9 protein-coding genes are annotated in these 6,111 nt (G+C 57.5%); all 9 read left to right on the forward strand.

Features of this window, described 5'->3' with window-relative positions; all coding sequences use genetic code 11:
- Window positions 1-670 (forward strand): hypothetical protein (locus AAC035_RS17600; RefSeq protein ID WP_339806395.1); only part of this gene is annotated, 670 nt, incomplete at its 5' end.
- A gap of 201 nt (window positions 671-871) precedes the next feature.
- Window positions 872-1,255: a hypothetical protein gene (locus tag AAC035_RS17605; protein WP_339806397.1), complete on the forward strand. Its 384-nt coding sequence runs from the start codon at window positions 872-874 to the stop codon at window positions 1,253-1,255.
- Entirely contained in the window at window positions 1,252-1,542 is a 291-nt protein-coding gene (locus tag AAC035_RS17610; protein WP_339806398.1) for a hypothetical protein, read from the forward strand. The genes AAC035_RS17605 and AAC035_RS17610 overlap by 4 nt, the downstream gene beginning before the upstream one ends.
- A complete protein-coding gene (locus tag AAC035_RS17615) occupies window positions 1,539-1,736 on the forward strand; it encodes an AlpA family phage regulatory protein (protein ID WP_339806399.1) in 198 nt (65 codons plus the stop codon). The genes AAC035_RS17610 and AAC035_RS17615 overlap by 4 nt, the downstream gene beginning before the upstream one ends.
- A 132-nt stretch (window positions 1,737-1,868) precedes the next feature.
- Window positions 1,869-2,447, forward strand: coding sequence for an aminodeoxychorismate/anthranilate synthase component II (locus tag AAC035_RS17620; protein WP_339806400.1), 579 nt, complete (start codon window positions 1,869-1,871; stop codon window positions 2,445-2,447).
- Window positions 2,448-2,894: 447 nt separating this feature from the next.
- Window positions 2,895-3,926, forward strand: coding sequence for an anthranilate phosphoribosyltransferase (gene trpD, locus AAC035_RS17625; protein WP_339806401.1), 1,032 nt, complete (start codon window positions 2,895-2,897; stop codon window positions 3,924-3,926).
- A 45-nt stretch (window positions 3,927-3,971) separates the two neighbouring features.
- Window positions 3,972-4,784: an indole-3-glycerol phosphate synthase TrpC gene (gene trpC / locus AAC035_RS17630; protein WP_339806402.1), complete on the forward strand. Its 813-nt coding sequence runs from the start codon at window positions 3,972-3,974 to the stop codon at window positions 4,782-4,784.
- A 161-nt stretch (window positions 4,785-4,945) separates the two neighbouring features.
- Window positions 4,946-5,272: a c-type cytochrome gene (locus tag AAC035_RS17635; protein ID WP_339806403.1), complete on the forward strand. Its 327-nt coding sequence runs from the start codon at window positions 4,946-4,948 to the stop codon at window positions 5,270-5,272.
- A gap of 37 nt (window positions 5,273-5,309) precedes the next feature.
- Window positions 5,310-6,111: FAD/NAD(P)-binding oxidoreductase (locus AAC035_RS17640; protein ID WP_339806404.1), on the forward strand; the 802-nt coding region annotated here is incomplete at its 3' end.

Here is a 6,111-nt window from a genome sequence, read left to right on the forward strand (position 1 = left end):
TGCCGAAGACTACGACCATGACCGGATTGCCTGGGTCGGGGATGGGGGGCAGGAGCCCGACGCAGAAACAGCCGAAACGCTCGAAGATTTGCGTGACGATACTGATAGTGATTTCTGGACAGAAGACGAAATCACGCTGACGGATGATGAAGGCGAGACGGGGTGGCGCAGGCTGGCACTGAAAACCGTGGACGAGTTCGTTACCGCCTGCTTTACAGAAGCGGGAGCGCAAGACTACCTGAGGGCCAACGGCCACAACTTGCGCCTCCCCCATATTTACGTGACTTCGCTCTACCGAAACGAGGAAATGAAGCAGCTCCGGGACTGGCTCTACACCCACCCCCACAACGGCGAACAGGACGCCTACCCCGACTGCGATAGCTGCGGCAAGGCTATGGACTATATGCCCTGGCACTATTCCAAGGGCGACGAGCGGCACCTGCATGCCTGCGATGAGTGTTGGCCCAAAGTGGACGCCGTAGCCGCCCGCGCTCAGGGTGATGCGGAGCCGGAGAGCATCGAAGTCGCCATTGACATGCTTGAAAACTACGCGTCAGCCCTAGAGAACGGTGATCTAGATGGTGCTGGGCATAGTACGACCGCATGCATCTATGAAGTTATCGCCCAACTTGCTGCCGCACCACAACCACCCAAGCAGGAGGGCGAGTGATGTTTTCTGCATACATACCGGAGGTAGGAGATCGGTGCGAAATACGGAGTAATGGAGTCAAGTGGAGGGCATCGTGGGTCAAAGTGCAGTTGTTGTTTGCGACGGATCAGATTTTTGTTTTTGAGCACGCAGCGTCAGGAAATCATTTTTGCGTGAGATTTGGCGAAGTTGAGATTCGCGAACCACAGGAGGGCCCAGGTGATGAGCACTAAATACCAAAACAGCGCGGACGTTCCGCTTGATGTAATTATAGCGAGACTTAAGGAGCTCTCAGATGCCGTTGCAGGTGGTCGTGAGAGTCAGGGCAGAGAGTTCACAATGCGAATCCCGGCAGAGTGTGACAGGGATGCAGATTTGGTTATCGGAGAAGCGGCAAGAAGACTTGAGCAGGCCCAGACAAGAGTGGCGGAGCTTGAAAAGTGTGTTGATGATGGCTCTGATGCGTGGCTACTCCGCAAGCAGGCCGAGGCGGTGGAGGATATGTGGGATAAAGTAAACCCCGATAACCCTGGGCGCAGCCTCAAAAATGAAGCCCAACGCCTTCGATCTGAAGCCGATGACATTGAGCGGGGAGGTGATCAATGAACACAGCCTTCGCACACATCCAGATACTCGACCTCAAAGCCCTTGAGCTGATCGGTGAAGGCATTGGATTGAATCGCGCTGGTGTGATTCTCGGCTGTCACTGCCAGAAGGTGCGCTACCGGCTGGACCGACTTGAGAAGGCGTTCGGGGGTGAACTGGTGACGCGGCCGGGGGCCGGCAGAGACAGCCGGACGACGCTCACGGACATGGGAAAGAAAGTGCTGAGCCAGGTTACGCCGATACTGGCGCAGTGGGATGAGGCTTTGTTGGAGTGGGGTGAGGTATGAGTAAGCAGATGTTGACGCTGAAAGAGGTCATGGACAAAGTGAAGCTGAAAAAGTCGGCAGTTTATGACCTGGCAAAGAATGGTGATCCGAAATTTCCCTCACCGGTAAAGTTGGGCTGCGCATCCCGGTGGGTTGAGTCTGAGGTTGACGACTGGCTGGACGAGTGCGCCAAGAGATACAAGAAAGCGGGTTGATGGCCGAGGCTGCGCGATGGATAATCACCGACCGGTGCGCAATTCAAGCAACGGAAAAAGCGGGCACCAAGGAGGGTATCAAGTGACATTGAGCGAGAGCAGCACCATAAAAATCCAGAGGTTACGCGCCGTATGTTACTGATGATCGACAACTACGATTCCTTCACCTACAACGTGGTGCAGTATCTGGCAGAGCTGGGTGCCGATGTGCAGGTGTACCGTAATGATGAGATTACGGTCCGGGAGATCGAGGCATTGAAGCCGGAGCGGCTGGTGATTTCACCCGGCCCCTGCACGCCGAATCAGGCGGGTATTTCCATGGAGGCGATTCGTCATTTTGCCGGCAAGTTGCCCATCCTGGGTATCTGTCTGGGTCACCAGGCCATCGGCCAGGTCTACGGCGGCGATATCATCCGCGCCGGGCGGGTGATGCATGGCAAGGTGTCACCGGTTTATCACGAGAATCTGGGGGTTTTCCGGGGGCTGAGTAATCCGTTGCAAGCGACCCGCTATCACAGTCTGGTGATCGACAAGAATACGCTACCGGACTGCCTGGAAGTGACTGCCTGGACCCGCAATGAGGATGGCTCGGTGGAGGAAATCATGGGTGTTCGCCACAAGACTCTGAACATCGAGGGGGTGCAGTTTCATCCGGAGTCTATTATGACTGAGCAGGGGCATGAGTTGCTTCGGAACTTTTTGGAGTCCTGAGATTTAGGCCCTTTTATTCCGGAGGTCGGCTTGGCACCGGCCGGGGAGCGGTATCATTTTTCCAGACACGCCCGCGAGTACGTCCCTGTAGGGCTCGGCTGCAGCCATCCCTGGCTGCAGACGGTCTGGAAAAATAATCCCCCACCCCGACCTCATTGCTGGACTCACTCTGGGTGTTTGGCACCTTTTGAAAGAAAAACCAGACTTTAGGTCACGCCTGAGTCAGGTAAGCCTTCTAAAATGCTGGAGGTCTCTGGGTGGTGGGGCTTTCGGAGCAGCGACAGGACGTCGCGGTAGCAAAGCGGGCGACAGGAGTCCCCTCTTTGCGGCGGAGAAAGCCCCACCACCCGGGGACCGTACATTAGAAGTTTAGAGCTAGCCAAAGCAGGACAGCTATTTACCAGGTTAGACAAACAATCCGCAGGCAAAAAAGAGGCCCATCAGACCATGGACATGAAAGCAGCACTGAACCGGATCGCCGGCAACCTGGATCTGAGCCGGGAAGAGATGAAGCAGGTGATGAGCATCGTCATGAAGGGCGAGGCCACCGACGCTCAGATCGGTGCCTTCCTGATGGGCCTGCGGCTGAAAAGCGAGACGATTGACGAAATTACCGGTGCCACCGAAGTGATGCGTGAACTGGCCACCAAAGTGGACATCAAGGCGGAGCCGCTGGTAGATATTGTGGGCACCGGTGGTGATGGCGCCAATCTGTTCAACATATCGTCGGCGGCTTCCTTTGTGGTGGCCGCCGCCGGTGGTTTTGTGGCCAAACACGGTAACCGGGCGGTGTCGTCCAGCAGTGGCAGCGCCGACCTGATTGAAAAGGCCGGCATCAACCTGAACATGACCCCGGAACAGGTGGCCCGCTGTGTCGAGCAGATTGGTGTCGGCTTCATGTTTGCACCGGCTCATCATGGTGCCATGAAACACGCCATCGGCCCGCGCAAGGAGCTGGGCTGTCGCACCATTTTCAACATTCTCGGCCCCATGACCAATCCTGCCGGCGTCAAACGACAGCTGCTGGGCGTGTTCACCAAAGAACTCTGCCGGCCCATGGCGGAAGTGCTGCAGCGGCTTGGCTCCGAGCACATCATGGTGGTATGCGCCAAAGACGGCCTCGATGAGATCAGCCTGGCCAGCCCCACCCATGTGGCAGAACTGAAAGACGGCGCCATCACCGAATACGAAATCACCCCGGAAGACCTGGGCATCAAGAGCCAGACCCTGGCGGGTCTGAGTGTGGAAACGTCGGACGAGTCGCTGGCCCTGATCCGGGCCGCCTTTGGCCGTGGCCACGATGATATCGCCGAAAAGGCGAGGGACATTATTGCGCTTAATGCCGGCGTTGCGATCTACATTGCCGGTCTGGCAAGAACACCCAAAGCGGGTGTGGACATGGCCCTGGACGCCATGGGCAGCGGACTGGCCGCTGGGAAAATGTCGGAATTGGCGGATTTTTCCCACTGTTTTGACTGAAGTAAACACTGAGTCATTTTCAACGAACTTATACTGGCGAACACCATGACTGACCGACACAACGATCGCACCCCCACCATCCTGCGCAAGATCGTCGAGCGCAAATGGCAGGAAATTGATCAGCGCAAGGGGGCAGCCTCACTTGCCGATCTCAGGGCCAGAGCCGGCGATCAGCCGCCAGCGCGGGGGTTTGCTGCAGCCATGGCTGAGCGGATCGGGCAACAGCGGCCAGCGGTGATCGCGGAAATCAAGAAGGCATCGCCCAGCAAGGGGATTCTGCGGGATCCGTTTGATCCGCCAGCCATTGCCGAAAGTTACGAGAAAGGCGGTGCCACCTGCCTGTCGGTGCTGACCGACAAGGATTTTTTCCAGGGTCACGAGGATTACCTGGTGGCGGCCCGCAACGCCTGCAGCCTGCCGGTGATCCGCAAGGATTTCATGGTGGCGCCCTACCAGATCTACGAAAGCAGGGCTATCGGGGCCGACTGCATTCTTTTGATAGCGGCCTGCCTTACCAGAAATCAGTTGCAGGAGCTTGAAGGCATTGCCCTTGAAATCGGCCTGGACGTACTGGTGGAGGTGCACGACGGCGAGGAAATGGACGACGCCCTCACCCTGCGCACACCGCTGATGGGCATCAATAACCGTAACCTGCACACCTTCGACGTGTCTCTCGATACCACATACGATCTCCATGAGCGGATCGGCGCCGACCGTCTGGCCGTGACCGAAAGCGGCATCATGACCCGCGATGACGTAGAGGCCATGACCAGCCGGGGCATTTATGGTTTCCTGGTGGGTGAGTCCTTTATGCGGGCACCGGAACCCGGCGAAAAATTGCAGGAACTGTTTGGCTGACCGCGGCGCCTGCCAGGGTGGTTATTCCACGGGTTATGAGCGCTACTGCGGCCATATAGCTAATTTGCATAAATTATGTCGTCTTATTATTGGCGTCTTTTGCCGTGGTGCGACTAGAGTGGCGTTTATGTATGCCCATAAACCATCCGGTGGATAGCCTAATGATAACCAGAACCGCCCTGTCCCTGGCTTTGCTTTTCGTTGCACTGCCTGTTGCTGCCGACAGCAACCCCTCGTCCGATCAGACTCGTCTGCTGGCCGCTTCCTGTGCTAATTGCCACGGTACTGATGGCAAGCTGGCCGGAGCCATTCCTGCCATTGCGAATCGCCCTGCAAGCGCCCTTGAGACCCAGTTGCTGGGCTTCAAGCATGACGAGAATAGTCGCGCCACGGTGATGAACCGCATCGCCAAAGGCTATTCCGACGGCGAGCTGACAGCACTGGCCGAGCACTTTGCCAACATTGGCTCCGGCAGCAGCAACCGCTGATTTCGTTTACGACAGCCCTTAAAAAGAAACGCAGACCATGACCAATTCCACTGATAATGCCAAGCGCCTGAACTCGTCCCGTCGTGATCTTCTGAAACTGATGGGGGCGGCTTCCACTCTGCCCTTACTGGGTGCCTGCAGCAGCCTCGGCGGCACCAACAACCGCAACCTGTCGGCCCGCGTTGTGGTGGTGGGTGGCGGTTTTGGTGGCGCTACCGCGGCCAAATACCTGAAGCGTAGTGCCCCCAATCTCGACGTCACCCTGATTGAACCCAACAAGGTGTTCTACACCTGCCCGTTCTCCAACCTGCACCTGGCTGGCATGCGGACCATGGAGAGCATCGGCCATAATTACGACGAACTGCGTCAGATGGGCGTCAGGGTTCTGCATACCACGGCACAGGACGTCGATCCGGTGTCCCGCAAGGTAAGTCTGGGGGATGGCGGCTCCATCAGCTATGAAAAACTGCTGCTTTCACCGGGTATCGACATTCGCTGGAACGCCATCGAAGGCTACGACGAGGCGGCTGCAGAACTAGTGCCCCACGCATGGAAAGCTGGTGACCAGACCCGTCTGCTGCGCAAACAACTGGAAGCCATGGACGACGGCGGCCTGTTCGTGCTCAGCGCACCTGCCAACCCGTTCCGCTGCCCCCCAGGCCCCTACGAGCGTGCCAGCCTGGTGGCCCATTACCTGAGTCAGCACAAGCCCCGTTCCAAGGTGCTGATCCTCGACTCGAAGGACAACTTCTCCAAGCAGGGTCTGTTCACCCAAGGCTGGCGTGATGTTCACGGCGACCGGATTGAATGGGTCGGCCTGTCCGGCGATGGCAAGGTGG

This window comes from uncultured Marinobacter sp., assembly GCF_963974375.1.
Lineage (GTDB): Bacteria > Pseudomonadota > Gammaproteobacteria > Pseudomonadales > Oleiphilaceae > Marinobacter.

Coding starts and splice junctions, on each gene's coding strand:
- AAC035_RS17605 (WP_339806397.1), top strand. CDS start 872: ATGAGCACTAAATACCAAAACAGCGCGGACGTTCCGCTTGATGTAATT.
- AAC035_RS17610 (WP_339806398.1), top strand. CDS start 1,252: ATGAACACAGCCTTCGCACACATCCAGATACTCGACCTCAAAGCCCTT.
- AAC035_RS17615 (WP_339806399.1), top strand. CDS start 1,539: ATGAGTAAGCAGATGTTGACGCTGAAAGAGGTCATGGACAAAGTGAAG.
- AAC035_RS17620 (WP_339806400.1), top strand. CDS start 1,869: ATGTTACTGATGATCGACAACTACGATTCCTTCACCTACAACGTGGTG.
- trpD (WP_339806401.1), top strand. CDS start 2,895: ATGGACATGAAAGCAGCACTGAACCGGATCGCCGGCAACCTGGATCTG.
- trpC (WP_339806402.1), top strand. CDS start 3,972: ATGACTGACCGACACAACGATCGCACCCCCACCATCCTGCGCAAGATC.
- AAC035_RS17635 (WP_339806403.1), top strand. CDS start 4,946: ATGATAACCAGAACCGCCCTGTCCCTGGCTTTGCTTTTCGTTGCACTG.